We start from the raw sequence: 26,343 nt of genomic DNA, 5'->3' as shown, positions 1-26,343 counted from the left end.
ATTGGTGCGCGTGGAAGGAGTCGAACCTCCGACCGCCTGGTTCGTAGCCAGGTACTCTATCCAGCTGAGCTACACGCGCGACTTGTATCTAAATTTACTTTTTCAATAAAAAATGGTGCGCGTGGAAGGAGTCGAACCTCCGACCGCCTGGTTCGTAGCCAGGTACTCTATCCAGCTGAGCTACACGCGCATTGTTTTCTATCGGTAAGAAATGGCGGAGAAGGAGGGATTCGAACCCTCGATGGGAGTTAAAGCCCATACTCCCTTAGCAGGGGAGCGCCTTCGGCCACTCGGCCACCTCTCCGTTTTCTTGGCGCACATATTACTGTTTGACGAAAATAAGTCAAACCCTTTTTCCGAAACAGATTCCATTTGAACTGTTTTTAATCACATTGCTGTTATATCAAGCCAATGTATTGATTTGCGCCAATCTTTCGGTCTAAAAAATAAAAAAAGCCAGTTAAAAAACTGACTCTTCTGTTGCCGTAATACGCTTGCCAAGACAAGGTACTAAAAGTTACCACCTTCCGATGGTGTACCTGATTTTTCAGATTGAATGCGCTGGTAGATTTCTTCACGGTGAACAGAAACCTCTTTTGGTGCATTCACACCAATACGCACTTGATTGCCTTTTACCCCTAGCACTGTAACTGTGACTTCATCACCAATCATCAGTGTTTCGCCAACACGACGAGTCAAAATCAGCATTCGATAGCTCCTTTATTTCTTAATTCAGCTTACACACGGCACTCATCCGGTAGATGGGCTTATTATAAGGTCAGCTTAGTACAAATTAATAGTATTCAATACTCAAACGGTTATTTAATTACACCTTATTTAGCTCGAAAGCGTGATGTAACGCCCGAACCGCCTTGTGTAAGTCCCTTTCATCGATAACGGTTGACAATTTACTCTCTGACGTCGTGAGTAACTTAGCATGAATAGTTTCATTACCCAAGACTTCTAACATCTTAGTCAATAATCCCATTTTTGCCTGTAAACCTTTGCCAACTAAAGATACTTTTGCACGTTGCCGTTCGATAATCAATGGTCCGAGAGCAAGGCTTTCGCTTAAGCCTTCGAGCTCATTAAGCAGAGTATCAACCTTAGCTTCAGCGAGCATAAAACTGACTCGACCCGAAGGATCATCCTCGTGGATCCTCAATGGGGAAATAAATTCCACATCGATTTCCAATCGCGTTAAACAGCCTAACAGCGCTTGATAGCGTTCACTGGTGGTAAACAGCCCTTCAATCGTCAGCGTTGCCAGCGCCTTATTAATCGCAATACCTTGGACTAACGAGGCAATAGTGAGTTCAGACTCGTCGCCAAATTGGATTAACGTCCCCTGCCCAGCTTCAAAACTCGACAGGACTCGCAATGGCACGCGAAAACGCTCGGCGTATTCGACTGAATCGGGATGCAATACTTTAGCGCCTAACTTTGCCATTTCGAGCATCACATCAAACCCAATCACATCGAGGCGACGCGCGCTGCTATCGATATTCGGATCTGTGGTGAATACCCCTGCCACATCGGTAAAAATCTGGCATTCATCGGCTTCTAACGCCGCCGCTAAGGCTACAGCAGTGGTATCTGAACCACCGCGTCCTAAGGTTGTGACTTCGCCTTGAGGATCGATGCCTTGAAACCCTGCGACGATCGGCACAACACCGTCGGCTAACAGGGATTGCAAATACTCAGTATCCACCCGCTCAATGCTGGCACGGCCGAATTGACTATTAGTATGAATTTGTACCTGATCGCCCGTAAGGGATTTCGCCTTAATACCGCGGCGCTGTAGCGCCATCGACATCAAGGCAATGCTCACTTGCTCACCCGTTGACACTAACATGTCTAATTCGCGCGCCGAGGCCCGCGGATTAATTTGTGCTGCCAGTGCAAATAGGCGATTAGTCTCACCCGCCATCGCAGATAAGACTAAGACTTGCTGCTCACCATTGTGAGCTGACTTTGTAATCTGCTCAGCGACCGCTTCGATACGTTCAATAGAACCCACCGAAGTGCCGCCGAACTTTTTCACAAAAAGCTTGCTACCACTAAGCTTTCGTTTTTGGGGCACAGCAACCTCTTAAGCTAGACGCTCAGTAATCCAAGGTAATACTTGAGCCAATGCCGCATCCAGATTTTCTGGCTGGCTACCGCCCGCTTGAGCCATATCAGGACGACCGCCGCCTTTACCGCCCACTTGTGCAGCGACCATAGCGACTAGCTCACCCGCTTTGACTTTGCCGATAAGATCGTTACTCACACCGGCGATCAGGTTAACTTTCCCTTCCTGCGCAGTGCCAAGAACGATAATGGCCGATTTCAATTTTTGTTTTAATTCATCTTGCAGACCGCGTAATGAGCTTGCCTCAACGCCGTCTAACTTTTTGATCAGTACGTTAACGCCATTAACCACAACGGCATCGCCCACTAAATCAGCACTGGCTGCAGCCGCGAGTTTATCTTTCAACTGCGCCATTTCTTTTTCGAGTTGCTTCATCTTATCGAGCTGGGCTTTTAACTTAGCGACAACTGAGTTGGCATCGCCTTTCAATAAGGCTGCAGCTTCTTCCAGTTCAGCTTGTTGCTGCGCCACATAGGCCATAGCCGCAGCGCCAGTAACGGCTTCGATACGACGAACACCTGCAGCAATACCCGCTTCAGAGGTGATTTTGAATAAGCCGATATCGCCCGTGCGGCCCACATGGGTACCACCACACAATTCGATAGAGAAATCGCCCATAGTCACAACACGCACTTGTGAGTCATATTTCTCACCAAAGAGCGCCATTGCGCCTTTCTCTTTGGCTTCATCTATACCCATTTCAGCGGTTTTCAGCTCATGGTTACGACGAATTTGAGTGTTAACTAATTCTTCAACTTCTTTTAATTCCGCAGCTTTTACGCCTTCGAAATGGGAGAAGTCAAAACGCAAACGCTCAGGATCAACCAAAGAACCTTTTTGCGAGACATGAGAACCGAGCACTTGACGCAGTGCGGCATGCAGTAAATGCGTAACAGAATGGTTTAACTGAGTACGATGACGCAGTTTTTTGTCGACTTTCGCTTCAACAACTTGGCCAACACTCAAGTTACCTGTAGCTAAAACACCTTGATGACCCGTTGCTTGACCGTACTTTTGCGTGTCGTTAACCGTAAACTCAACACCGCTCGCAACCAGTTGGCCTTTATCGCCCACTTGACCGCCAGATTCCGCGTAGAAAGGTGTCACGTCGAGTACGACAACGGCTTCGTCACCCGTCTTGATAGCCGTCACTGACTCACCGTTTTGATAAATCGCGGTGATCTTAGCTTGACCCGCTAATTCGGTGTAACCACTGAATGCGGTTTCAGCATCGATTTTCAGCGCCGCGTTGTAATCTGCACCAAAGTTACCGGCAGCTTGTGCGCGGCTACGTTGTTCAGCCATGGCGACTTCGAAACCTGCTTCATCGACAATGATGTTGCGCTCACGACACACGTCAGCGGTTAAATCCATTGGGAAGCCATAGGTGTCATACAGCTTAAATACCGTTTCACCGTCTAAGGTATTACCTTTTAACTCGTTTAAGGCCGCATCTAAAATGCCTAAACCACGTTCAAGCGTACGGGCAAATTGCTCTTCTTCCGCTTTCAGTGCTTTTTCAACAATCGCTTGAGTCTCAGCTAACCCTTTGGCCGCATCGCCCATCACCGCAATCAAAGACGGAACCAGCTTATAGAAGAAAGCTTCGGTCGCGCCTAACTTGTTACCATGGCGAACGGCGCGACGAATAATGCGGCGCAGCACATAACCGCGGCCTTCGTTCGACGGCATAACGCCATCGGCAATAAGGAATGCACATGAACGGATATGGTCGGCAATGACGCGCAGTGATTTCTCGGTTAAATCGCTTACGCCGATGATTTCTGCCGCTTTGGCTATCAGCGTACGGAAGATATCGATTTCGTAGTTAGAATGTACGCCTTGCATAATCGCGGCAATACGCTCAATCCCCATGCCGGTATCAACCGATGGCTTAGGCAAAGGTAGCATTTCACCCGATGCTTGACGGTTGTACTGCATGAACACTATGTTCCAGATTTCGATGAAACGGTCGCCATCTTCTTCAGGACTGCCAGGACGGCCGCCCCAAATATGGTCGCCATGGTCATAGAAAATCTCAGAACATGGGCCGCAAGGACCGGTATCACCCATTTGCCAGAAGTTATCTGACGCATAAGCAGCACCTTTGTTGTCGCCGATACGGATAATGTTCTCAGCAGCAACACCAATCTTTTTATTCCAGATTTCAAAGGCTTCATCGTCTGTTTGATAAATCGTGACGCACAGACGTTCCTTCGGCAGCTTTAAAGTTTCAGTTAAGAAAGTCCAGCCAAAACGAATCGCTTCTTCTTTGAAATAATCACCAAAACTGAAGTTACCCAGCATTTCGAAAAAGGTGTGATGACGTGCTGTATAACCGACGTTATCTAAATCGTTATGCTTACCACCGGCGCGTACACAACGTTGAGCAGTGGTCGCACGCGTATAATTGCGTTTGTCCATGCCAAGAAACACGTCCTTGAACTGGTTCATGCCTGCATTGGTAAATAAAAGTGTGGGATCGTTGCCTGGCACTAATGAACTACTGTCCACAACTTGATGACCATTGCTGCGGAAAAATTCGAGGAAAGCGCTTCTAAGCTCTGCTGTAGTTTGATACATGAAATCATCCTGAATTGGGTAAGCATTACCAGCTACGCCTTAGGCTAGCCGTATTTCTATTTGCCCAGCATTATAAGCAGACTGAGTAAGGACGACCAGCCTTGATTGGTGATATATACCCAAACAACCTCAAGATACAGGATTCAGCGGAGATTTAACGCACTTTAGGCAAGACGGTTATTTGTAGACCTAGTGGGCTAAGTTAAGAATAACCAACACTGCATAAAGTGCGTTAAAGCCCGCCGGGACGGAGCGCCTAGGGCACTTCACTTCCGTGTTGCATCAACTCAAAAGGTGGCCGACATTCTTTCATTGATGCGCCTAGAATTGATGTGCCCTAAGCGCTCTGAAACTCGTATATTGAGGTGGCTTGGGTATACACATCAGGAATTTAATATTTTTGCGTGAATAGCCCATACCAGAGTAGCTAGAGGCAAAACAGCAATAATAAAGGACAATGACAGACTCTGCGGGTTAGGTGCAAAAAGTACAGTATTTGAGCAAGTGGGTAAAGTGTCGGGAACGAAAGCAACAAAGCCCATTTGATGACATTTTAGAGGAGATTTTCTGAGGACTTGTTAAAGGAGCTTTTACAGTCTTAAGGTTACATCGCAATCGATGAGTTGAGGCAATTAATAATCGTCGTCGAGATCATTGGGATCTGAATCTAACGCATAAGAGATTTGATCGTAGTTAAAGCCTTGGCCCATTAAAAACCGCACTCGTTTGGCCTTTTCCTTCGCGATGAGATCCCGGGCTTTAGAGCCCTTCACTTCTGTTACGCGAGGAATTCCATATTTTTTAGTGGCTTTATCTTTTGCTAGCTCAAACCAGTCACAATTACTATTGGTTATCGCCGCTTCAATGCAATCTTTAGACAGGCCTTTTTGCGCTATCGCTTGGCGAATGCGGATGGCACCGTGGCCTCGACTAATGTGGCTACGGACCAACAGTTCAGCATAGCGATTATCATTGATAAAACCGGAGGATTCGCAAGCATCGAGTACAGGTTCGATATCATTCAGTTCGAAACCTTTTTCGAGCAATTTATCGCGGATTTGTAGGCGGGAATAATCGCGGCGCGCTAACAGCGCAACCGCGATTTGACGGGCTGACTGACTCAGAATACTTCGCCTGTTTCTAAATCAACATTATCTTCCGTGCTAGCATCAGCTTTGGCAGCCAGTGCACTAGGATTGCTCAAAAGTAACTCACGTAATGTCTTGTCAATTTCAGTAGCAATGGCTGGGTTTTCAGTCAAATATTTACCCGCATTAGCACGGCCTTGACCGATTTTATCGCCTTTATAACTGTACCAAGCACCCGCTTTTTCAATCAACTTATGGGCTACGCCTAAGTCAACTAACTCACCAGTACGGTTAATACCTTGGCCATAAAGAATTTGGAATTCAGCTTGCTTGAACGGTGCTGCAACCTTGTTTTTCACCACTTTAACGCGAGTTTCGTTACCGACTACTTCATCGCCGTCTTTAATGGCACCAGTACGACGAATGTCTAAACGAACAGAAGCATAGAACTTCAGCGCGTTACCACCGGTTGTCGTTTCTGGGTTACCAAACATCACACCAATCTTCATCCGGATTTGGTTGATGAAGATAAGTAAGGTGTTAGATTGCTTTAAGTTACCCGCAAGTTTACGCATGGCTTGGCTCATCATACGTGCCGCTAGGCCCATGTGAGAATCACCAATTTCACCTTCGATTTCAGCTTTAGGCGTTAATGCCGCCACTGAGTCGACGACGATGACGTCAACAGCGCCAGAGCGAGTTAATGCATCACAAATCTCAAGCGCTTGCTCGCCGGTATCTGGTTGTGAACACAGCAGGTTATCAATATCTACGCCCAATTTTTTAGCATAGATAGGGTCGAGTGCATGCTCAGCATCGATAAAGGCACAGGTTTTACCTTCACGTTGCGCTGCGGCAATCACTTCTAAAGTCAGTGTCGTTTTACCTGATGATTCAGGACCATAGATCTCAACGATACGCCCCATTGGCAAACCGCCAGCACCTAAAGCAACGTCCAGAGACAGAGAACCGGTAGAAATGGTCTCAACATCCATAGAGCGATCTTCACCCAGCTTCATGATGGAGCCTTTACCAAATTGTTTCTCAATTTGGATCAATACCGCAGCAAGTGCTTTCTCTTTATTTGGATCGACCTTCATTCCAGTTCCCTCATCAAGACAAGCCTTAAGCTGTCAAAAGTAATATTCAATTTACAAACGGGTAATTCAAAAAGCCGCGCTTTTTGTCTTAATTCTGCTGACTAGTATACTGTACAATCATACAGTATCAAGACCTGTGACTGAATTATTTTTAGGTAATGGGATTTTTTAATATGGCCAAGGTTTTAGCGAATATCAAATCCGATATTGCATCCCTTTGACGAATATCCGTCATCAAGGGCTCAATTTTCGGTAAATTATTGCTAAGATTGGCACAGCAAATTTTGCGTGGTCTTTTTAGCTGAAAATTGTACAGCAGACTTCTGCTTCCATAGCGCTTAATCCCACATAACCACGGCAGTCACAACGGACGATAACGATTTAATGAATGTAATTGATACCGATGATTTAGAAAAACATACTCCTATGATGCGTCAGTACTTGACCATGAAAGCAGAACATCACGACATGTTGCTGTTTTATCGCATGGGTGACTTCTACGAGTTGTTTTATGACGATGCTAAACGTGCTTCTGAGCTGTTAGGCATTTCACTCACGGCACGCGGTAAAAGTGGTGGCGATCCTATCCCTATGGCGGGACTGCCTTACCATGCTGTGGAAGGCTATCTTGCGAAATTAGTTCAAATTGGTCAATCGGTTGCGATATGTGAACAAATTGGCGACCCAGCAACCTCTAAAGGGCCTGTTGAGCGTAAAGTGGTGCGTATCGTCACGCCTGGCACCTTAACCGACGAAGCCCTGCTGCAGGAACGCCAAGACAATCTATTGGCAGCGGTTTATCAAGGTAAAATCGGTTTTGGTTATGCCACTCTGGATGTTTCATCCGGACGTTTTGTGATTGCCGAGCTCGACACGCGAGAGTCATTAGAAGCTGAATTGCAACGCACTAATCCCGTTGAAATTCTCTACAGTGAAGACTTTGGCGAACTAGGTCTACTAAACGGTTTTAAAGGTAAACGTCGTCGCCCTGAATGGGAATTTGATTACGACACTAGCATCAAGTTACTGCTGGCTCAGTTTGGCACGAAAGACTTGCATGGTTTTGGTATCGCAGATGCACGTTTATCACTGCAAGCTGCGGGTTGCTTGATGCAATATGTCAAAGACACACAGCGCACAGCCCTGCCCCATATCAATGCCATTACCCGCTTCAATCAAACCGATAGCATAGTGCTCGATGCGGCAACTCGCCGAAATCTAGAACTCACTCAAAACCTTGCCGGTGGTCGCGATAATACCTTAGCCGCAGTATTAGATAACACGGCAACGCCTATGGGTAGTCGTATGTTGCAACGCTGGATCCATCAGCCGCTGCGAGATCCAAAACACATCAAAGCACGCCAACAGGCGGTGACTGAACTACTCGATACCGCCGCCCACGAAGGTTTGCATGAACAGTTAAAGGCACTTGGCGATATTGAACGTATCATGGCAAGACTCGCACTGCGTACCGCTCGCCCAAGAGACTTTGCCCGTTTACGTCAAGCGCTGGGCTTACTACCTGAATTACAACAAAGTTTAAGCACACTGAGCGCACCGCACACGACTCAATTACGGCAACACTTAGGTGAGTTCCCCGCTGAACAAGCCTTGCTTGAGCGCGCGATAGTCGATAATCCTCCCATGCTTATCCGCGATGGCGGAGTGATCCGTGAAGGCTACAACAGCGAATTAGATGAATGGCGCGGTCTTAGCGAAGGTGCGAGCGATTACTTAGTTCAACTCGAAGCCAGAGAAAAAGAACGTACAGGTATCAACACACTTAAAGTCGGCTATAACCGTGTACACGGCTATTACATCGAAGTGAGTCGCTTGCAATCCTCGCAAGTGCCACTCAATTACCAACGACGTCAAACCCTTAAGAATATGGAGCGTTATATCACGCCCGAACTTAAGGAGTACGAAGAAAAAGTGCTCTCGAGCCAAGGTAAAGCACTGGCACTCGAAAAGCAGTTATGGGAACAATTATTTGATCTTATTCTGCCAAAATTACATGAATTACAAGCTTTTGCTCGAGCGGCGGCAGAACTTGATGTGTTAAGTAACTTTGCTGAGCGCGCCGAAACCTTAGGCTACACTTGCCCTGAGCTGAGCCAAGATATCGGCGTACAGATAGAGGCTGGTCGTCACCCAGTGGTGGAACGTGTGAGTCAAACACCGTTTATCGCTAACCCAGTCACCTTGCACAATCAAAGACGTATGTTGATTGTCACCGGACCTAACATGGGCGGTAAATCGACCTATATGCGTCAAGTCGCTTTGATCACGCTGATGGCTCATATTGGTTGTTTTGTGCCAGCAGATCGCGCACTGATCGGCCCTATCGATCGTATCTTTACCCGTATTGGCGCATCAGACGATCTGGCCTCTGGTCGTTCAACCTTTATGGTCGAAATGACAGAAACCGCCAACATTCTACACAACGCCACCGCCAGTAGCTTAGTGTTAATGGATGAAATCGGCCGCGGAACATCCACCTATGATGGTTTATCACTTGCTTGGTCGGCGGCAGAGTATTTAGCCCAGCAAGTCGGCGCTATGACCCTATTCGCCACCCATTATTTTGAACTAACTCAGTTGCCTGAATTAATGGCCGGTGTTTACAATGTGCACCTCGATGCCATTGAACACGACGATACCATCGCCTTTATGCATGCAGTGCAAGAAGGCGCCGCTAGTAAAAGCTACGGCTTACAAGTTGCGGCGCTTGCCGGCGTACCAAACAAAGTGATTAAAGCCGCTAAACATAAGTTGCAGCAATTGGAGAGTCGCGATCATCAAGCTGAAGGAACGAGGACGCCTATTCAAAGCTTACTCGCGTTACCTGAACCGGTTGAGAATCCAGCGCTAACGAAGTTAAGTAGCATTAATCCCGATAACTTAACGCCAAAACAAGCACTTGATTTGCTCTATGAGCTGAAACGTCTGAGCTAAAGTTCTGTGAGCGAGTGATATTCGCTAAGCGATATTATCAGCAATACAAGACTAGAAACAACAACGCCCACTCTGTTGTGGGCGTTTACTTTTATCGACTAGGCCTAAGCACTAGACTAAATCACTAGACCTTAGCTAGGAGCTAGGCATAGAGATCAACGAACAACTGATCTTAGTTTCTCATTTATTAGTTTCGAAATAATTAGTTTCTAAACAATGCTTCAACAGATAAACCTTGAGATCCTAATAAGTCGCGTAAACGTTTCAATGCTTCTACTTGGATTTGACGTACACGTTCACGAGTCAAACCAATTTCAGCACCCACATCTTCGAGTGTAGAAGGTTCATAACCTAACAGACCAAAACGGCGGGCTAACACTTCTCTTTGTTTAGTGTTTAACTCATTTAGCCATTTGACCACTGAATTAGAAATATCTTCATCTTGCACTTTGTAGTCAGGGCCAACGTTATCGTCATCGGCTAAAATATCCAACAGCGCCTTGTCATTATCGCCCCCCAAAGGCGTATCGACAGAGGTGATTTTCTCATTCAGCTTAAGCATACGGCTGACATCAGCACTCGACACTTGTAGTTTTTCGGCAATTTCTTCGGCCGTAGGTTCGTGATCAAGTTTTTGTGCTAACTCGCGAGCGGTGCGCAAGTAAACATTGAGTTCTTTAACAACATGAATAGGCAATCGAATAGTACGAGTTTGATTCATAATGGCGCGCTCAATGGTCTGTCTGATCCACCAAGTCGCGTAGGTTGAAAAACGGAAACCTCTTTCTGGGTCAAACTTTTCAACGGCACGAATTAAGCCTAAGTTGCCTTCTTCGATAAGATCAAGCAGTGCTAAGCCGCGATTGTTGTAACGACGGGCAATTTTTACGACCAGACGTAAATTACTTTCGATCATGCGATTGCGGGATTTTGCACAGCCTTTTAAGGCTTTACGGGAAAAGTAAACTTCTTCTTCTGCGCTAAGCAGTGGGGAAAAACCAATCTCACCTAGGTAAAGTTGAGTGGCATCAAGATTTTTTTGCAGGTCATCTTGAACCTGTTGTTCTATTCCTAGCTCTTGAACTAAATCGGATGCAACTTCTTCTTTTTCAAGGTCGAAGTCAACGGTGTCTACGGATAAATCTACTAGTGCTTCTGCGGCAGTGCTTTTTATGCGGCTCATGATTAAATCTCCCAAACCTGATTAAACTGCTGAATTAGTGCAATTTCCTATCCTCCATTTGCCAACAAGGCCCCAAGCAATCATTGTTTGGGTAAATAAGTAAGTGGGTTTACAGACTGTCCATGGTAACGAATTTCAAAATGTAACATTACCCGATTGGCACCTGTACTACCCATTTTTGCAACTGTCTGCCCTGCGAGGACATGTTGCTTTTCTTTGACTAAGATCTTGTCCGTATGAGCATAAGCACTAAGGTAATCGTCACTATGTTTAATAATCACTAAATTACCGTAACCCCTAAGAGCACTTCCTGCGTATACCACCCGCCCATCTGCAGCAGCTTTGATGATATCTCCCCGATTCCCCGCGATCTTAATGCCTTTATTTCCCTGCTCATTGGCAGAGTAAGTCCCGATTAACTTCCCTCTTACTGGCCACTCCCACTGACTCACACTGGTTGGTAGTGTCGAAGTCGGTGGAACCATGATCGAGTTAACATTTTGTTGGGAACTTGTTACAAGGTACGCGGGCTTAGCTTTCTGATCAAGTGTTTTTTTCAGATCATTACTTGACTTAGCGTCGGTTTGAGAACTTTGATTATCTGTTTGTTTTTTATCATTTTTACTAGAAATATTACCCGATGAGCTCGTTTTCCTTCCATCTAAAGTTGTAGATTTTGACTGACTACTCGACTTAGCATTCGTTAAATATAAAATCTGTCCGGGGTAAATTGTATAAGGGTTATCTAATTGATTAAGTTTAGCTATTTCAGAAAAATCCTTTCCTGCTCCCCAAGAAATAGAGTAAAGCGTGTCGCCTTTCTTAACTTTATATGAATTCGATTTAATGTGGCCTTTGTTGTTTTTAGAGTAGCTATGGGAAATATTTTCGACGGGCGCGGGTCGGCTGGCCTGAAAGCTACAGCCTGCAAGCAGAAATATAAAGCAGAGGTTTAAGACTAAACCCGCATTCAACAATAAAAACTCCTTGGTGAGGCTGTATTACTGTTTATGATGAGAAAACAATGCCCTCGTTGCAAGACAAGCTGTTCAGTGGAGACAGTAGCACAACACAAGGTTAAGCTAACTCTCCATTAATCAAAGGGACAAATTTAACCGTTTCAATTGTTTCCGAACTGAAGCGGTCCGCAGTACGAGTGATTCGCATCAATTGCTGGGTATCTTCGCCGACTGGCAGAACTAACACTCCGCCCTCGGCTAATTGAGACAGTAAGGCCTCAGGTATAGTCGAAGCGGCAGCGGTCACCATAATGGCATCGAACGGGCTACGATTCGCCCAACCTAACCAGCCATCACCATATTTAAACGACACATTATGTAAATCTAATCGTTTTAAGCGCTGTCTCGCTTGAATTTGTAAGCCTTTTATTCGCTCGATAGTACAAAGCTGCGGCACTAATTGCGCCAAAATTGCCGCCTGATAACCCGATCCTGTACCCACTTCTAATACGCGCTGGGGCATCTTATGCAGTAAGAGTTCGGTCATACGGGCGACGATATAAGGCTGCGAGATGGTTTGCCCTTGGCCAATCGGTAAAGCGGTATTTTCATAGGCTTTATGGGCTAGCGCATTATCGAGAAACATTTCCCGCGGCGTATGCGATATCGCCTTTAACACGGCTTGATTGCGGATCCCCGCATCATGAAGCTTTTTAGCTAAGTTCACCGCCGATGTTAAGGCAACTCGAGTCATATTTTATCTACCCAATTTTGCAATGCCGTTAGTTGTCCGTAGGCAGTTAAATCAACCGTCAAAGGCGTAATTGACACATAGCCATTGGCGATAGCATGAAAATCAGTGCCCTCAGTGGCGTCCTGCTCTTGTCCTGGTGGGCCGAGCCAGAAGATCTCACGTCCAGCGGGATCTTGCGTTCGTACTATGCCTTCAGCCTTATGACGAGCACCAAGGCGAGTCACTTTAATGCCTTTAATTTGATCAAGCGGCAAGTCTGGCACATTCACATTTAAAATCTGATCCTTTGCCAAAGGCTGGGCCAACAAGCCTTGAACTATCCGCCGAGCATAAACCGCTGCCGATTGATAATGTTCGAATTTGCGGCCATTGAGCGAAATTGCGACAGCAGGAAAACCTAAAAAGCGCCCTTCCATCGCGGCGGCAACAGTCCCCGAATACAAGGTATCATCGCCCATGTTCGCGCCCGCATTGATGCCAGACACCACCATATCGGGTTCGCCATCGTATAATTCTCGGATAGCCAAATGCACACAATCGGTCGGTGTACCGTGAACAGAAATGTAACCGTTATCTAACCTATTAATTCTTAATGGATTAGTCAAGGTTAATGAATTGCTCGCACCAGAACAATTACGATCTGGCCCCACTGTCAGCACAGTCGCAATTTCGGTCAAGGCCTCAGTTAAGGCTTTGATCCCCTGAGCATTAACCCCATCATCGTTGCTCACTAAGATGCGGATCATGACTCTGCTTCAGTGTTAGGCGCAGCTTCAGTCTTAGTTTCAATTGTATCAGCCGCAACGTTAGCATTCGTTGCCTCGGGTGCAGGCTCTTGCACCAGTGTCGCTTGCCATTGCTGCTCTTTAACATCTTGATAATTGACTAACTCTCTCAACAAGGATGTGGCAAAACTGCCCGCAGGCAACACAAACTCCAGCACAAGACCATCGGCAGTTTGTTCGTATTTAAGGGCTTGGGGCTCAAGCAGTAACGGACGACGCTCTTGCTCTAATCCCGCATGTTCAAGGCCATAGCAATCGTCAGCCAACTCACTCATGGCCAAGGTTTCCACCGCAGCAGCTTCACCTTGAGGCAGCATCATGCCGCGGCCCCATAATGGTGCTGATAGTTGAATGTCTTTTTCAATCAGACGTTTCAATACGATGAGATCCCATTCAGGCGTAACGAAGAAGCTTTTGCTGCCCGCCAACATCACACAATCACCCGCTAGCGGCTTAGTGCCATGGTTGGCTAAACGGTACGACACCACAGTGTTAAACAGATTTGAGCGCACCGCAGACAGATACATGCTGCGCTTATTTCTATCTTTGACTTTTTTACCCGCCATCATTTGGCGACCAAAAACTAAGTTTTTACCATCGTGACCAAAGCGTTGCTCACCAAAGTAATTGGGTACGCCCACTTGAGCGACCTTTTCGATACGGCTGATAATGTCTTCAACTTGGGTGACATTTCTCAGGGTAAGAATAAAACGGTTACCGACTAAAGCACCAATTCGCAGTTTTTTGCTGTGACGGCTGCTCGACAATATAGTCAAACGCTCGCTATTGAGATCTTTCCAAAGCGGCGTTTCTTTACCCGGAATACGCACACCGAACCATTGTTCTGTGATGGCATTTTTATCTTTTTGCCCAGCGTAGGTCACTTCCTTTGGATGCACCTTAGCGAACTTAGCGATCATTTCAGCGACTTGTACTGTATTTAGCCCTTCTTTGCGTACATGCAGCATGTGATGTTCACCTTCACCCGTTGGGCTAAAAGGTAAAATCTCTTTCACGATAAAATCGCTATTTTGGGTTCTTAAATCTGCTGTACCTAAAGGCTTGCCATACAGATAATGTAATTCGCTCATGGGACTTTTTTACTCTTAAGTTAATCGTGTTTACGGGTCATCAATACCACGGCTTCTACCGCAATACCTTCTTTACGCCCGGTAAATCCTAGATGTTCTGTCGTGGTCGCTTTGACGTTAATGTCGTCAAGTTCCGAGGTTAAATCGGCGGCCAATATCTGGCGCATTGCCTCAATGTGCGGCGCCATTTTAGGGGCTTGCGCTATGATAGTGACGTCAAGATTACCCAGCACAAAGCCTTTCGCCCTCGCTAAAGCATAGCAATGACGCAGCAATACGCGGCTATCAGCACCTTTATAGGCGGCATCTGTGTCGGGGAAATGTTTACCTATGTCACCCAGCGCCAGTGCGCCGAGGATCGCATCGGAAATCGCATGCAGCACCACATCACCATCTGAATGTGCGACTAGGCCAGTTTCATACGGCACTTCGACGCCGCAAAGAATGAGGGGTCGTGCAGCACCAAATTTATGCACATCGAAACCATGGCCGATACGGATTTTCATTTAATATTCCTAACGTATTATTTTACTTGGATTATGACTATTTTGCGGCACGCATTAAAAACAATTCGGCCAATCCCAAATCATCGGGATGCGTCACTTTTATATTGTCAGCACGGCCCGAAACGAGTCCGGGTGAAATGCCCGCCCACTCCATCGCCGAAGCCTCATCTGTCACCACAGCACCTGCCGCCAGAGCGGCATTGAGGTAATCTTTTAGCTGCGCTGCCTGAAATAACTGCGGCGTCAGTGCATGCCATAAATTATCGCGGCACACAGTAGCGCTGATTTCGCCCTGTTTATTGGCGCGCTTCATGGTATCGCGTACTGGCATGGCCAAAATCGCGCCTTGGGGAAATTGCACTCTGGATGCGAGTAACTTATCGATATCCGTCGCGGTTAAACAAGGTCTTGCCGCATCATGCACTAAGGCCCAACTGTGCTCAGGCGCAATTTGCAGCGCCGCCAACACAGAATCTGCGCGCTCACCGCCACCTAATACTGTGGTCAATTTGGGATGCACGGCCTGTGGCAGGGTATTGAAGATATTATCATTCGGATGTAAGGCAACGATGACGTGGGAAATGTGCGGGTGAGACAACAGCTTATCTAGAGTATGGCCGAGAATACTCTGGCCGCACACTTCAAGATATTGTTTTGGTCTGTCGGCGCCCATGCGACTACCAATGCCCGCAGCGGGAACGATAGCCACCACAGCTTGAGTGATAGGCTCAGCTTGGCGCTGCAATTCAGTTTGCATTACCGGCTCAGATTGACTGCCTGGATTGGATTGCTCGCTTAATCCAAGATCTAAATGTCCTAGCTCTGACATCCTAACTCCATATTACTGGGATGGACTCGATACTGAGCGATCACCACCCACGACGCGATAGAAGGTTTCACCTTCTTTGACCATGCCAAGTTCGTTACGCGCACGTTCTTCTATGGCTTCGGTACCACTTTTCAAATCGATGATTTCTTCCTTCAGCACTTGGTTACGCTCATTGAGTTTGGCGTTACCTTCTTGCTGCGCGGCAATTTGTTTTTGCAGGACGAAATATTCAGGAAGACTATTATCTCCCGACCAAAGACGAAATTGCAGTAAACCGAGTAGCACTATGAGTGCAATGACAAAAAATTTCATGGAGGAATTAGCGTCAGTATCTTGGATTAAAAAAATATACAGCAGATAGTACAACAAAAAAGGCCACCAAGTGGTGGCCTTTTTACATCAAAGTTTAAATTACGCCTGACCTTTGATCTCTTTCAAACCACGGTATGGGGCTTTTTCACCTAATTGCTCTTCGATGCGCAGCAATTGGTTGTACTTAGCAACACGGTCAGAACGACACAGTGAACCGGTTTTGATTTGGCCTGCTGCAGTACCTACGGCTAAGTCAGCAATAGTTGAATCTTCAGTTTCACCACTACGGTGTGAAATAACTGCTGTGTAACCCGCTTCTTTCGCCATGCGAATGGCCGCTAAAGTCTCAGTCAATGAACCGATTTGGTTAAACTTGATAAGGATTGAGTTAGCAATACCGTTTTCGATACCACGGGTTAAGATTTTAGTGTTAGTTACGAATAAATCGTCGCCCACTAATTGGATCTTGTCGCCCATGATTTGAGTTTGGTAAGCCCAACCATCCCAATCTGATTCGTCTAAGCCGTCTTCGATAGACACGATTGGATATTGGTCAGCCAATGATTTTAAGAAATCAGAGAAACCGTTCGAGTCGAATACTTTGCCTTCGCCCGCTAAATCGTATTTGCCGTCTTTGTAGAATTCAGATGCGGCACAATCTAGCGCTAAGGTCACATCCGTACCTAACTTGTAGCCAGCCAGTTCAACCGCTTCTTTGATAATGGCTAACGCATCAGCGTTTGACGCTAAGTTAGGTGCAAAACCACCTTCGTCACCCACAGAAGTGCTTAGACCTTTGTCGTGCAATACTTTTTTCAGCGTATGGAAGATTTCAGCGCCCATGCGCAGTGCTTCACGGAAAGTTTTCGCACCAACGGGTTGCACCATGAATTCTTGGATATCAACGTTGTTATCCGCGTGCTCGCCACCGTTTAAGATGTTCATCATAGGCACAGGCATAGAATATTGGCCTGGTGTGCCGTTCAATTCAGCGATGTGCGCGTATAAAGGAATACCTTTAAATGCTGCAGCCGCTTTGGCAGCCGCTAAAGACACAGCCAGAATCGCGTTTGCGCCTAACTTGTCTTTGTTTTCTGTGCCATCTAAGTCGATCATGATTTGATCAAGCTCAGCTTGTGCAGTGGCATCTTTGCCTAATAACGCAGTGCGGATTAAATCGTTTACGTTGGCAACAGCCGTTAATACGCCTTTGCCTAAATAACGGCTTTTATCGCCATCACGTAATTCTAACGCTTCGCGGCTACCGGTAGATGCGCCAGAAGGCGCCGCAGCCATACCCACAAAACCACCTTCTAAATGCACTTCGGCTTCAACAGTTGGGTTACCACGAGAATCCATAATCTCGCGACCAATCACGTTAATAATCTTAGCCATAACACCCTCGATTTAAGTTTAAAGATAAAAGAAAAAACCAATACCTATGGGAATAAATGGAAGTCACATACCGCAGAAAATAACAAAATTCCATTTACGGTTTGCGTCCATACAGATGCAACTAATACGCATGCTGTTTATACCCAGAGGTATTAAGTTCTTATGTTTCAAGTAGCGACGAGTGTAGCAAAAGGCCGGCCCCACTGTCGCGGGTCCGGCCTCAAATATTCTTACTTCAGATCACGTTTTTGATGCGCACTTGCCGCAGCAATAAACCCTTCGAACAATGGGTGACCATCGCGCGGAGTTGAGGTGAACTCAGGATGGAATTGACCTGCAACAAACCATGGGTGATCTTTTAATTCGATCATTTCCACCAGCTTACGATCAGAAGACAAACCGCTGAAGATCATGCCAGCTTGTTCTAAACGTTCTCTGTATTTGTTGTTCACTTCATAACGGTGACGGTGACGTTCTACACAGCTATTGCCTTTGTAGGCTTGAGCCGCTTTTGAACCATCGAGTAAATGACACAATTGAGCGCCTAAACGCATAGTGCCACCTAAGTCAGACGCCTCATGGCGCTGCTCGACATTACCTTCTTCGTCAATCCATTCAGTGATCAAACCCACGACTGGGAATGGTGTTTCTTTATTGAATTCAGTTGAATGTGCATCAGCCATGCCTGCAACATTACGCGCAAATTCAATCAGGGCAACTTGCATACCTAAACAAATACCGAAATACGGTAGATTGTTTTCACGGGCAAATTTTGCCGCCAGTATCTTACCTTCAACACCACGCTCGCCAAAACCGCCTGGTACTAAGATGCCGTCTAAGCCCTGTAAGACTTCTTCGCCTTTGGCTTCTACGGTTTGTGAATCAATGTACTTGATGGTCACAGATACGCGGTTTTTAAGGCCTGCGTGTTTTAATGCTTCGTTAACTGACTTATAGGCATCTGGCAGTTCAATGTATTTACCCACCATACCAATAACGACTTCGCCGTTTGGATTAGCTTCTTGATAAATCACATTTTCCCACTCAGACAGATCCGCTTCACGGCATTCTAAACCGAAACGCTTAACCACTAAGTCATCCAAACCTTGTGAACGTAACAAAGCTGGGATTTTATAAATACTATCAACATCTTTTAATGAAATAACCGCACGCTCTTCGACGTTACAGAACAACGAAATTTTGGCTTTTTCATTAGCAGGAATCGCACGATCACCACGGCAAACCAGCACATCTGGTGCAATACCGATAGAACGCAGCTCTTTCACTGAGTGTTGAGTTGGCTTAGTTTTCACTTCGCCAGCAGCACCTAAGAAAGGCACTAAGGTTAAATGCATGAACAGAGTACGATCACGACCCAGCTCAACACCGAGCTGACGGATAGACTCTAGGAACGGCAAGGATTCGATATCACCCACAGTACCGCCGATTTCGACGATAGCCACATCATGGCCTTCGCCACCTGCTAATACTTTTTCTTTAATCGCATTAGTGATGTGTGGGATAACCTGAATGGTTGCGCCCAAATAATCGCCACGACGTTCTTTACGTAATACTTCTTCGTAAATACGACCGGTAGTGAAGTTGTTACGACGATTCATCTTAGTACGGATGAAACGCTCGTAGTGACCCAAGTCGAGATCTGTTTCTGCACCGTCTTCAGTAACAAATACTTCGCCATGTTGGGTTGGGCTCATGGTACCCGGATCAACGTTAATGTAAGGGTCCAGTTTCATGATGGTTACATTGAGACCGCGGGCCTCTAAAATTGCAGCTAATGATGCTGCTGCAATGCCTTTACCTAGTGATGAAACAACGCCACCAGTAACGAAGATATACCTTGTAGTCATGCTGAACCTGAGAAAATGAGTTTGAAAATACGTGCTTGTAAGAAAGCACTAGGACGGGGCAGTAGTATACCAAAGGCGGCGCGATTCGACAAACACCAATCGGGATAATTTGCCGTTTATCTCGTCTCTGTCGCTTTTACTTGGTCCCAATAGGCATCAAGCTCCATTAATGTGTGCTCTTGCATGCTTTTACCGCTCTCACTCGCCAACTGTTCTACGCCGCGAAAACGGCGTTCAAATTTAAGGTTGGCTTGACGCAACGCTTGCTCTGGATCGACCTTAAGATGACGGGCTAGATTCACCACAGCAAATAATAAGTCGCCCATTTCGGACTGCACTTTCGCTTGGTCTTGCTCGGGTTGATTCACTTCATGTAAGACTTCATCGATTTCTTCGTGGATTTTAGCGACCACGGGTTCAAGTTCGGCCCAATCGAAACCGACTCGCGCCACCCTTTGCTGAATTTTGATTGAGCGCGACAGCGCAGGTTGGGTACGCGGAATATTGTCTAACGCAGAAACCACAGTGTCAGCTTGGATTTCACCCGCCACTTGCTGCGCCTTTTGTTCGCGTTCAGTCGCTTTAATCGCCTCCCAATTGGCTTTCATCGCTTGGGCGCTATCACCTATTTGCGGATTTTGCTCGCCAAACACATGGGGATGACGGCGCGTCAACTTGTCGCTAATTTTCTCAATCACAGTGGAAAAATCAAACAGCCCCTGCTCTTTACCGAGCTGACAATAGAATACGATTTGAAATAATAAGTCCCCGAGTTCATCGGGTAACTCATCCCAGGCTAAGCGCTCTATGGTATCAGCAACCTCATAGGCTTCCTCTAAGGTAAAAGGCACTATGGTTTGAAACGTTTGCGCTTTGTCCCACGGGCAACCTGTTTGCGGGTCGCGCAGTTTTTCCATAATGTTAAGCAGCGGCTCAACATCTGTAGCAGAAAGGCCCGTTATAGAAAGCCCCGTAATTGAAAATGAAGTTAATGGCGCAGTGTGGGAAGTCATGCTTACCTCCTTTAAAGATAAATGCTAAAACAGGCTAAATACTGAGGAAGAACAAAAAGAATACGCCTCAGCAACGCTGATTAGCGAAAGGCTATAATAAAGCGATGATGATAAGCGAGGTAACATAAAAGCGCTATTTTGATGCTGAAATCAGATCTTAGGGTTCTTATTTAACAGGTCTTATTTTAACTAAAAGTGCATTCGCGCCATTGTAGTGGTGAAATTCCCCCAAAGAGCAATAAACTGACGACTTAACGCCCCAACAAATTCTCATCTATGTCCTGCATACAAGTATTTAGCGCAAGCCATCTTAAATGATAAGATACGCAGCAATATTTCAATGAAGCTAAAACTCACTGGGTGAAGACCTAACAATTTCGGCCTAACTATACATGTTATGAATGCATGTAATAAATGCTCGTGATGAGCGCAGCGTGATGAATACGGTCATTCGATTTATTTGATTATGTTAGGTGTATTTCTATTCTGTCGCCCAAAATGGGGCGTACTCCCTTATAGATTTGAGCATTACTGGAGACAAAATTCATGACAAACGCGAATGTGGATGCCACGCCGTTAACGACTAAGCCATCTCAAGATGGTTTCCACATGCCCGCCGAATGGGCAGCGCAGCAAGCGGTGTGGATGATTTGGCCACATCGTCCTGACAACTGGCGCTCTGCTGGGGCTTATGCTCAAGCGACTTTTGCTAAAGTGGCCGATGCCATTGGTGGAGCGACGCCCGTCTATATGGGTGTACCTAAAGCCTTTTTAGCGGAAGCCAAAACGGTAATGCCATCCCACGTCACTTTGGTTGAAATGGACAGTAACGATTGCTGGGCGCGTGACACTGGGCCAACCGTAGTTGTGAATGATAATGGCGAATGCCGTGGCGTTGACTGGGGCTTTAACGCTTGGGGCGGCCATAACGGTGGTTTGTACTTCCCATGGGATAAAGACGAACAAGTTGCACAGCAAATGCTTGCGCAGCATGGTTTTGCCCGTTACAGCGCGCCGCTGATCCTCGAAGGGGGTTCTATCCATGTTGACGGTGAAGGCACCTGTATGACGAGTGCCGAATGTTTACTCAACGCCAACCGCAACCCAGACCTGACGAAAGAACAGATTGAAGACTTACTGCGTGACTATTTGAATGTTAAGCAGTTTATCTGGTTACAAGATGGCGTGTATATGGATGAGACCGATGGTCATATCGACAACATGTGCTGTTTTGCTCGCCCAGGCGAAGTGATTTTGCACTGGACTGATAATGAAACCGATCCCCAGTATCCGCGCTCAAAAGCTGCGCTAGGTGTGCTGCAAAATACCGTGGATGCACAAGGCCGTAAGTTAAAAATCCATCTATTGCCACAACCGGGTCCGCTGTATTGCACCGAAGAAGAATCCAAAGGTGTGACCGAAGGCACTGGCGTGCCACGCACGGCAGGTGAGCGCTTAGCGGGTTCTTATGTGAACTTTTTAATCACCAATAATCGTATCGTGTTCCCGCAGCTTGATCCTGCAACCGACGATATCGCCGCACAAAAACTGCAGGAAATCTTCCCTGAGCATGAGATTGTCGGTGTGCCTGCCCGTGAGATTTTATTAGGTGGCGGTAATATCCATTGTATTACCCAACAGATCCCCTCTGGAAAGTAATCTAAGGAGAACAGCATGACGCTTGATGTCACTGTTATTGCACCACAATTGGCTTTCAGCTGGAGGCAGTCAAATGTTTGAAGTCACTGAAGTTTCTATTGCCGAGCTGCGTGCTGCACTCGAATCCGGCCGCACCACAGCAGTTGAGCTGGTGAAGTCTTATCTCGCACGGGTTGAGGCGTATGACGGCCCAGCTACGAAGACCAAGCTGAATGCGCTAGTGGTCCGCAATCCCGATGCGCTCAAAGAAGCTGAGGCATCAGACGCTCGCCGAGCGCGTGGTGAAACCTTAAGCCCACTTGAGGGAATTACGTATACCGCCAAAGACAGCTATTTGGTGAAGGGACTGACGGCGGCGTCTGGCAGTCCAGCCTTTAAGGATTTAGTGGCGCAATATGATGCCTTTGCCGTTGAGCGCCTACGCGCCGCGGGTGCCATTTGCCTTGGCAAAACCAATATGCCACCTATGGCCAATGGCGGTATGCAGCGTGGTCACTATGGCCGCGCTGAAAGCCCATACAATGCTGAGTATCTTACTGCACCATTCGCTTCGGGCTCTTCCAATGGGGCAGGCACGGGCACAGCGGCAAGTTACTCTGCTTTTGGTCTTGCTGAAGAAACTTGGTCAAGCGGTCGAGGTCCTGCGTCCAATAACGGTTTGTGTGCTTACACTCCGTCACGGGGCGTGATTTCGGTGCGCGGTAACTGGCCGTTAACGCCGACCATGGATGTCGTCGTGCCTTATACCCGCACTATGGCCGATATGCTTGAAGTGTTGGATGTCATTGTGGCCGATGACCCAATTACCCGTGGCGACCTCTGGCGTCTGCAATCTTGGGTACAAATCCCTAAAGCATCGAGTGTCCGTCCAGCATCTTATCTGGAGCTTGCCGCTCAAGCCGACACGCTTAAAGGTAAGCGTTTTGGTGTGCCGTGCATGTACATCAATAAGGATGAATTGGCGGGAACCAGCGAAAACCCAGGTATCGGGGGGCCAACGGGTCAACGTATTCATACCCGCCAATCGGTTATCGATCTATGGGAAGCGGCTCGTAAAGCCTTAGAAGCCGCTGGCGCCGAAGTGATTGAAGTCGATTTCCCGTTGGTATCAAATTGCGAAGGTGACCGCCCAGGCGCGCCGACCGTGTTTAACCGTGGCATAGTCACGCCTCAGTTCCTCCATGATGAATTATGGGAACTCTCAGGTTGGGCGTTCGATGAATTCCTGCGTGCTAACAATGACCCTAAACTCAACAAACTTGCTGATGTTGTTGGGCATTTGATTTTCCCCCACGACTTAGGCACCTTGCCAAACCGTGAAGGTGACTTAGCGGCAGGCATGGAAGAGTACGTCAACATGGCTAAGCGTGGTCTTAAATCCTATGACCAGATCGACAGTATTCCCGATGGTCTACGTGGCTTAGAGAAGACCCGTAAGCTAGATCTCGAAGACTGGATGGACGGACTTAAGCTTGATGCCGTGCTGTTCCCAACCGTGGCCGATGTAGGCCCTGCCGATGCCCATGTGAATCCGGCTTCAGCCGATATCGCTTGGAGTAACGGGGTTTGGGTAGCAAACGGAAACCTTGCGATTCGTCACTTAGGGGTACCGACTGTGACTGTACCTATGGGCGTGATGGCCGATATTGGCATGCCAGTGGGTTTGACCTTCGCGGGCCGTGCCTATGACGATAATAACCTGCTTAAATTTGCAGGTGCATTTGAGTCGACAGGTGAAAGGCGCATGATCCCGCCACGCACGCCAAAGCTTGGTGAATAAGCGCCAAGACAATACATAAACCTAAGCACTAACTGTAAGCATTAAATGTAAGCACTAAATGTAAGCACTAAATGCATGAGCTTAGAAATGAAAACGGGATTGGCATCAATTTGCCAATCCCGTTTTTTTAACACCAATGTAGATACCCTTCCAACAAAACTGGACTCATGCTGCTATAAAACATGCTGCGGTAAAAAAGACAGCAGCACTTATCGCGTCTTATCTTAATGCCAAGAGTTCTTTTCTGACGATCTCTGCGCCTGCACTCAAAGCATTGAGTTTACCTCTTGCGACTTGATGGGATAAAGGCGTCATGCCGCAGTTGGTACAAGGATAGAGCTTGTCGGCATCGACAAATTTAAGGGCTTTTCGTAGGGTGTCAGCCACTTCCTCTGCGGTTTCAATCGTGTCGGTGGCGACATCAATCGCGCCGACCATGACTTTTTTACCGCGAATGAGCTCAAGTAGCTCCATTGGCACATGGGAGTTGTGACATTCTAGCGAGATGATATCGATATTAGACTTTTGCAGTTTAGGAAATGCTTCCTCATATTGTCGCCACTCTGACCCTAAGGTTTTTTTCCAATCAGTATTGGCTTTGATGCCATAACCATAACAAATATGCACCGCCGTTTCGCATTTAAGCCCTTCAATGGCTCGCTCTAAACAGGCAATCCCCCACTCGTTTACCTCATCAAAAAACACATTAAAGGCAGGCTCATCAAATTGGATAATATCAACACCCGCCGCTTCTAATTCTTTGGCTTCCTCATTTAGAATTTTGGCAAATTCCCACGCAAGCTTTTCGCGACTTTTATAATGGTCATCATAAAGCGTATCTATCATGGTCATTGGGCCAGGCAGCGCCCATTTAATTGGTTGCGTAGTTTGCTTGCGTAAAAATTTGGCATCTTCAACAAACACGGACTTTTGGCGACTCACTGGGCCGACAACCGTGGGTACACTCGCATCATAACGATCGCGAATTTTCACGGTTTTACGTTTTGAAAAATCAACGCCGTTGAGGTGCTCAATAAAGGTAGTGACAAAATGCTGCCGCGTTTGCTCGCCATCACTGACAATATCAATCCCTGCGTGTAGTTGATCCTGTAATGACAAACGCAGTGCATCGTGTTTACCTGCAATTAATTCCTCACCTTGTAATTTCCAAGGAGACCAAAGTGTTTGAGGCTCTGCCAGCCACACAGGTTTAGGCAAACTACCTGCCGTTGAAGTCGGTAACAGGGTTTGGTTAAGCAATGTTTTGTTAAGCGGTGTTTTATTAAGTAGTGTTGTCATGATATTGATGCCGTATTGGGTTAATTATTGAGCGTGACGATTAAGTGCAGAGCGACTAAACGAAATTAGCAGACCATTGTTCAAAAAACTTTTGGTAGGGTTTGATAAAGTACTCAGCGGCAAATTTGCCTTGCTCATTCGCCAATTGGCTACGTTCTGCTCGATCATAAACAATTTGAGTCAGTGAATGATCCAGATTTTTCAAATTGGGTTGATAGCATTTACCTGCAACAGCATTGGCGTTATAAATCTCAGGGCGATAGATTTTTTGAAAAGTTCCCATAGTGCTGATGGTGCTTATCAACTCAAGATGGGTGTAATCATTGAGTAAATCACCAAAGAAATAAAAAGCTAACGGCGCCACACTATTGGGCGGCATAAAATAGCGCACCTGTAAGCCCATTTTTTTGAAATATTGCTCTGTTAAAGACGATTCATTTGGCTGATATTCAACCCCTAATACGGGATGCTGATTCTCAATTCTATGGTAGGTTTTATTATCCGAAACACTGAGACAGATAACCGGTGGCTTATTAAAATTCTGTTTATAAGCATCAGAATTAACAAAAGACTGAAATAGCTTGCCATGTAGACCACCAAAATCATCTGGAATACTAAATTTGGCTTGGCCCTTATTATGCTCTGCCAGTAATACGCTAAAGTCATAATCGCGTACGTAAGATGAAAAGTTATTGCCGACAATACCTTCAATACGTTTATTGGTTTTATGATCAACAATATTGGTTTTCAAAACTTCAATTGATGGGAAGGTTTGACCGCTGCCGTCAATATCCAAATTAACGGAGATAATTTCAAGTTCGACAGTATAACGATCGCCTTTAGGGTTATCCCAATGCGCTAAGGCATTAAAACTGTTATCAATCATCTTTAACGCGTTGCGTAAGTTCGCTTGGCGATGGCTGCCTCTGGCCAAATTAGCAAAGTTGGTCGTGATACGCGTCTTGTCTGAGGGATGATAATTTTCATCAAGACAAATGCTGTTAATCGTAAATGTAAAATGCTTATTCATAGTGATCCAGTATCCCATTG

21 protein-coding genes and 3 tRNA genes are annotated in these 26,343 nt (G+C 46.4%); 3 read left to right on the top strand and 21 right to left on the bottom strand.

The annotated features are described in order from the left end of the window. Positions 1–2: 2 nt before the first annotated feature. The 8 genes from BM607_RS11755 to recA all read right to left on the bottom strand — a co-directional run bounded on the left by BM607_RS11755 (position 3) and on the right by recA (position 6,905). A tRNA-Arg gene (locus BM607_RS11755) sits at positions 3–79 on the bottom strand. 34 nt (positions 80–113) lie between these two features. Next, a tRNA-Arg gene (locus BM607_RS11750) sits at positions 114–190 on the bottom strand. 22 nt (positions 191–212) lie between these two features. After that, a tRNA-Ser gene (locus tag BM607_RS11745) sits at positions 213–304 on the bottom strand. Between the two features lie 206 nt (positions 305–510). Beyond that, positions 511–708: a carbon storage regulator CsrA gene (gene csrA / locus BM607_RS11740; RefSeq protein WP_006082602.1), complete on the bottom strand. Its 198-nt coding sequence runs from the start codon at positions 706–708 to the stop codon at positions 511–513. Between the two features lie 118 nt (positions 709–826). Beyond that, on the bottom strand, positions 827–2,083 hold the full coding sequence (locus tag BM607_RS11735) for an aspartate kinase (RefSeq protein ID WP_006082603.1): 1,257 nt from the start codon (positions 2,081–2,083) through the stop codon (positions 827–829). A 9-nt stretch (positions 2,084–2,092) separates the two neighbouring features. Beyond that, entirely contained in the window at positions 2,093–4,717 is a 2,625-nt protein-coding gene (gene alaS, locus BM607_RS11730) for an alanine--tRNA ligase (RefSeq protein ID WP_071938333.1), read from the bottom strand. A 632-nt stretch (positions 4,718–5,349) separates the two neighbouring features. Then, positions 5,350–5,763, bottom strand: coding sequence for a regulatory protein RecX (locus BM607_RS11720; RefSeq protein WP_071938334.1), 414 nt, complete (start codon positions 5,761–5,763; stop codon positions 5,350–5,352). Positions 5,764–5,837: 74 nt separating this feature from the next. Further along, a complete protein-coding gene (gene recA, locus BM607_RS11715; protein WP_011847432.1) occupies positions 5,838–6,905 on the bottom strand; it encodes a recombinase RecA in 1,068 nt (355 codons plus the stop codon). A gap of 384 nt (positions 6,906–7,289) precedes the next feature. Between recA and mutS the strand changes: the two genes are divergently transcribed. Beyond that, positions 7,290–9,860: a DNA mismatch repair protein MutS gene (gene mutS / locus BM607_RS11710; protein ID WP_071938335.1), complete on the top strand. Its 2,571-nt coding sequence runs from the start codon at positions 7,290–7,292 to the stop codon at positions 9,858–9,860. A gap of 202 nt (positions 9,861–10,062) precedes the next feature. Here mutS and rpoS read toward each other — a convergent pair whose 3' ends face one another. The 11 genes from rpoS to mazG form a co-directional block, all read right to left on the bottom strand. Further along, positions 10,063–11,043, bottom strand: a complete 981-nt coding sequence (gene rpoS, locus BM607_RS11705; RefSeq protein WP_006086853.1) for an RNA polymerase sigma factor RpoS — start codon at positions 11,041–11,043, stop codon at positions 10,063–10,065. Positions 11,044–11,123: 80 nt separating this feature from the next. Continuing rightward, positions 11,124–12,020 carry a peptidoglycan DD-metalloendopeptidase family protein gene (locus BM607_RS11700; RefSeq protein ID WP_071938336.1) on the bottom strand — a complete coding sequence of 299 codons (897 nt, stop codon included), beginning with the start codon at positions 12,018–12,020 and terminating at the stop codon, positions 11,124–11,126. Between the two features lie 100 nt (positions 12,021–12,120). Next, complete coding sequence (locus BM607_RS11695) at positions 12,121–12,756, bottom strand: protein-L-isoaspartate(D-aspartate) O-methyltransferase (protein WP_006082610.1); 636 nt, start codon at positions 12,754–12,756, stop codon at positions 12,121–12,123. Continuing rightward, positions 12,753–13,502, bottom strand: coding sequence for a 5'/3'-nucleotidase SurE (gene surE, locus BM607_RS11690; protein ID WP_071938337.1), 750 nt, complete (start codon positions 13,500–13,502; stop codon positions 12,753–12,755). Before surE ends, BM607_RS11695 begins: the two co-directional genes overlap by 4 nt. After that, positions 13,499–14,632, bottom strand: a complete 1,134-nt coding sequence (locus tag BM607_RS11685; protein WP_063882520.1) for a tRNA pseudouridine(13) synthase TruD — start codon at positions 14,630–14,632, stop codon at positions 13,499–13,501. The genes surE and BM607_RS11685 overlap by 4 nt, the downstream gene beginning before the upstream one ends. Positions 14,633–14,652: 20 nt before the next feature. Continuing rightward, complete coding sequence (gene ispF, locus BM607_RS11680; protein ID WP_006086857.1) at positions 14,653–15,138, bottom strand: 2-C-methyl-D-erythritol 2,4-cyclodiphosphate synthase; 486 nt, start codon at positions 15,136–15,138, stop codon at positions 14,653–14,655. A 37-nt stretch (positions 15,139–15,175) separates the two neighbouring features. Beyond that, positions 15,176–15,967, bottom strand: a complete 792-nt coding sequence (gene ispD / locus BM607_RS11675) for a 2-C-methyl-D-erythritol 4-phosphate cytidylyltransferase (RefSeq protein WP_006086858.1) — start codon at positions 15,965–15,967, stop codon at positions 15,176–15,178. 12 nt (positions 15,968–15,979) lie between these two features. Next, positions 15,980–16,279: a cell division protein FtsB gene (gene ftsB, locus BM607_RS11670; protein ID WP_086010657.1), complete on the bottom strand. Its 300-nt coding sequence runs from the start codon at positions 16,277–16,279 to the stop codon at positions 15,980–15,982. 99 nt (positions 16,280–16,378) lie between these two features. After that, on the bottom strand, positions 16,379–17,674 hold the full coding sequence (eno, locus tag BM607_RS11665) for a phosphopyruvate hydratase (protein WP_006082616.1): 1,296 nt from the start codon (positions 17,672–17,674) through the stop codon (positions 16,379–16,381). Between the two features lie 230 nt (positions 17,675–17,904). Beyond that, on the bottom strand, positions 17,905–19,542 hold the full coding sequence (locus BM607_RS11660) for a CTP synthase (RefSeq protein ID WP_006082617.1): 1,638 nt from the start codon (positions 19,540–19,542) through the stop codon (positions 17,905–17,907). Positions 19,543–19,658: 116 nt separating this feature from the next. Next, positions 19,659–20,555, bottom strand: a complete 897-nt coding sequence (mazG, locus tag BM607_RS11655) for a nucleoside triphosphate pyrophosphohydrolase (RefSeq protein ID WP_071938338.1) — start codon at positions 20,553–20,555, stop codon at positions 19,659–19,661. Between the two features lie 546 nt (positions 20,556–21,101). Between mazG and aguA the strand changes: the two genes are divergently transcribed. Then, complete coding sequence (gene aguA, locus BM607_RS11650; protein WP_071938339.1) at positions 21,102–22,214, top strand: agmatine deiminase; 1,113 nt, start codon at positions 21,102–21,104, stop codon at positions 22,212–22,214. Positions 22,215–22,287: 73 nt separating this feature from the next. After that, positions 22,288–23,994 carry an amidase gene (locus BM607_RS11645; protein ID WP_087486544.1) on the top strand — a complete coding sequence of 569 codons (1,707 nt, stop codon included), beginning with the start codon at positions 22,288–22,290 and terminating at the stop codon, positions 23,992–23,994. Positions 23,995–24,213: 219 nt separating this feature from the next. Here BM607_RS11645 and BM607_RS11640 read toward each other — a convergent pair whose 3' ends face one another. Together BM607_RS11640 and BM607_RS11635 are read right to left on the bottom strand one after the other, a co-directional pair. After that, complete coding sequence (locus tag BM607_RS11640) at positions 24,214–25,293, bottom strand: methionine synthase (RefSeq protein WP_012089815.1); 1,080 nt, start codon at positions 25,291–25,293, stop codon at positions 24,214–24,216. A 55-nt stretch (positions 25,294–25,348) separates the two neighbouring features. Beyond that, entirely contained in the window at positions 25,349–26,323 is a 975-nt protein-coding gene (locus tag BM607_RS11635) for a DUF1852 domain-containing protein (protein WP_071938340.1), read from the bottom strand. Between the last annotated feature and the right edge of the window lie 20 nt (positions 26,324–26,343).

Origin of the sequence: Shewanella sp. SACH, assembly GCF_001887095.2 — a bacterium.
GTDB lineage: Bacteria > Pseudomonadota > Gammaproteobacteria > Enterobacterales > Shewanellaceae > Shewanella > Shewanella baltica.
Note: the sequence above shows the minus strand (reverse complement) of the source record. Positions and strands in the feature narration are given on the sequence as shown.

Bases quoted from the DNA above. Each gene is read 5' to 3' on its own strand.
- csrA (WP_006082602.1), bottom strand. From the start codon at position 708: ATGCTGATTTTGACTCGTCGTGTTGGCGAAACACTGATGATTGGTGAT.
- alaS (WP_071938333.1), bottom strand. From the start codon at position 4,717: ATGTATCAAACTACAGCAGAGCTTAGAAGCGCTTTCCTCGAATTTTTC.
- recA (WP_011847432.1), bottom strand. From the start codon at position 6,905: ATGAAGGTCGATCCAAATAAAGAGAAAGCACTTGCTGCGGTATTGATC.
- mutS (WP_071938335.1), top strand. From the start codon at position 7,290: ATGAATGTAATTGATACCGATGATTTAGAAAAACATACTCCTATGATG.
- rpoS (WP_006086853.1), bottom strand. From the start codon at position 11,043: ATGAGCCGCATAAAAAGCACTGCCGCAGAAGCACTAGTAGATTTATCC.
- BM607_RS11695 (WP_006082610.1), bottom strand. From the start codon at position 12,756: ATGACTCGAGTTGCCTTAACATCGGCGGTGAACTTAGCTAAAAAGCTT.
- surE (WP_071938337.1), bottom strand. From the start codon at position 13,502: ATGATCCGCATCTTAGTGAGCAACGATGATGGGGTTAATGCTCAGGGG.
- BM607_RS11685 (WP_063882520.1), bottom strand. From the start codon at position 14,632: ATGAGCGAATTACATTATCTGTATGGCAAGCCTTTAGGTACAGCAGAT.
- ispF (WP_006086857.1), bottom strand. From the start codon at position 15,138: ATGAAAATCCGTATCGGCCATGGTTTCGATGTGCATAAATTTGGTGCT.
- ispD (WP_006086858.1), bottom strand. From the start codon at position 15,967: ATGTCAGAGCTAGGACATTTAGATCTTGGATTAAGCGAGCAATCCAAT.
- ftsB (WP_086010657.1), bottom strand. From the start codon at position 16,279: ATGAAATTTTTTGTCATTGCACTCATAGTGCTACTCGGTTTACTGCAA.
- eno (WP_006082616.1), bottom strand. From the start codon at position 17,674: ATGGCTAAGATTATTAACGTGATTGGTCGCGAGATTATGGATTCTCGT.
- BM607_RS11660 (WP_006082617.1), bottom strand. From the start codon at position 19,542: ATGACTACAAGGTATATCTTCGTTACTGGTGGCGTTGTTTCATCACTA.
- mazG (WP_071938338.1), bottom strand. From the start codon at position 20,555: ATGACTTCCCACACTGCGCCATTAACTTCATTTTCAATTACGGGGCTT.
- aguA (WP_071938339.1), top strand. From the start codon at position 21,102: ATGACAAACGCGAATGTGGATGCCACGCCGTTAACGACTAAGCCATCT.
- BM607_RS11645 (WP_087486544.1), top strand. From the start codon at position 22,288: ATGTTTGAAGTCACTGAAGTTTCTATTGCCGAGCTGCGTGCTGCACTC.
- BM607_RS11640 (WP_012089815.1), bottom strand. From the start codon at position 25,293: ATGACAACACTACTTAATAAAACACCGCTTAACAAAACATTGCTTAAC.
- BM607_RS11635 (WP_071938340.1), bottom strand. From the start codon at position 26,323: ATGAATAAGCATTTTACATTTACGATTAACAGCATTTGTCTTGATGAA.